The 1,853-nt window shown below is 55.3% G+C and carries 2 protein-coding genes; both read left to right on the forward strand.

The annotated features are described in order from the left end of the window. Positions 1-247 precede the first annotated feature (247 nt). Positions 248-823 carry a TlpA disulfide reductase family protein gene (locus ACWCQ6_RS37080; protein WP_451096885.1) on the forward strand — a complete coding sequence of 192 codons (576 nt, stop codon included), beginning with the start codon at positions 248-250 and terminating at the stop codon, positions 821-823. Positions 824-827: 4 nt separating this feature from the next. Then, entirely contained in the window at positions 828-1,592 is a 765-nt protein-coding gene (locus ACWCQ6_RS37085; protein ID WP_451096887.1) for a cytochrome c biogenesis CcdA family protein, read from the forward strand. Positions 1,593-1,853 lie beyond the last annotated feature (261 nt).

A 1,853-nucleotide genomic window follows, 5' to 3' on the forward strand; every position in this document is an offset into this window, starting at 1 on the left:
CCTGCCTGCCGCGGCCTGAGCACAGAGCCGGAACCCGGCCCCACCACACCCGACACACCGTCAGGCACGCACACACTCAACAACGTGACAGCGCCTCACCAGGAAGCAGTAGCCTGCCGAGCATCGCGACCAGCAGCTTTGTCCCAGCTACTCAGAAATGGACATCAGCTCACGAACCGCCCTCTGAGATCGTCCCCATACAGGGGGCAGCGACGAACTTCTGCGCCGACCATGCGAAGCTTTTCACATGAATTTTAGCCGAGCCCGCCAAACAACACTGTTGATCTTCGCCGGGGTGCTGCTCCTATGCGCCTGCGGCAATGGCGAAAGCCAGACAAAGTACGTAGACAGCGGTGACGGTATTTCTGCCATCCCTCAAGACAATAGGCGAATGGCAAGAGGCCTCAAAGGAAAGACCATCGACGGGGAGCAGGTAAACATTGCCGATTTGAAAGGTAAGGTGGTCGTAATAAACGTGTGGGGCTCATGGTGCGGCCCCTGCCGCGCCGAGGTTCCCAATTTCGTAAAGGTCGCCAAGGAAACCAAGAAGAAAGGAGTGGAATTTATTGGAATTAATACTCGCGACGCAAATCGAAGCCTAGTCGTCGCCTTCGAGAAAGAGTACAAAGTGGAATACCCAAGCCTGTATGACCCAACAGGGAAAATGGTAATGAATGGATTCCCCAAGGGGACGCTGAATCCACAGACGGTTCCCTCCACCATCGTGCTCGACCGGAAAGGAAGAATCGCGGCTCGCACACTGAGGGCACTGTCCGAAGAAGGTCTAAACGGAATGATCGACCCAGTCGTCAAGGAGAATTGACCCAATGGAATTTTTCACCGCAAGTGACACCATAAACACGACAGTTCTCAACGGAGCTACCCTTGTCGCCCTACCTATCTGCGTGCTTGCCGGTCTTGTCTCATTCTTCTCCCCATGCGTTCTGCCGCTTGTACCCGGATACCTCTCATACGTTACCGGGATCACCGGCGCAGATTTGGCTACAGCACGGCGAGGTCGAATGGCAGCCGGAGCCTCTCTCTTCGTACTTGGATTCACTGCAGTATTCGTCTCCGGTGGCGCGCTCTTCGGGTTTTTCGGATTCACTCTCCAGGAACATCGGGACACTCTAAATAGAATCCTCGGCGTGCTGATGATCCTTATGGGTGCATTCTTCATGGGCCTGATGCCGTGGCTAACGCAGCGAGAGTTCCGATTTAATAGGCGACCAGTTTCTGGAATCATGGGTGCCCCTCTACTTGGAGCCCTATTCGGCATTGGCTGGACACCATGCCTCGGCCCCACATTGTCCTCGGTAACGATTCTGGCGGCCAGCCAGGCCAGCGCTGGGCGCGGGGCAATACTGACCGTCGCGTACTGCCTCGGGCTCGGACTTCCTTTCATCCTGGCAGCAGTCGCCTTCCGTAAGGCTCTAAGCGCATTCACCTGGATCAAGAAACGGTATGAATGGGTTATGAGGATCGGCGGGGTCATGATGATTGCAACCGGCCTGCTACTACTAACGGGAATTTGGGATATCATGATCCAGGCAATGCAGGGCTGGTCAGACGGCTTCTCCGTCGGAATATGACTAAGAATCCTCTGCATGTCGGCCGACCGCAAGCGATGGGGCACCGGTTTTCGATCACCTCTCCCTGCTTGCTTAATCAAAGTAATTCCATTGATTAAGTCGATCGGCTACCGCACTGAATGCGCATCAAATATTCCAGCTCACGAGGGTGCAAGGGCCCTGGGGCGGTCGAGCGCTCAAGGCAGAGTTTCCATTCTCTACGACAAAAACTGCCTATATAAAATCCGGCGTGGTGGGGCGCCCGAATGAAATTCGGGCGCC

The organism is Streptomyces sp. NPDC001880, assembly GCF_053594575.1.

Bases quoted from the DNA above. Each gene is read 5' to 3' on its own strand.
- ACWCQ6_RS37080 (WP_451096885.1), top strand. From the start codon at position 248: ATGAATTTTAGCCGAGCCCGCCAAACAACACTGTTGATCTTCGCCGGG.
- ACWCQ6_RS37085 (WP_451096887.1), top strand. From the start codon at position 828: ATGGAATTTTTCACCGCAAGTGACACCATAAACACGACAGTTCTCAAC.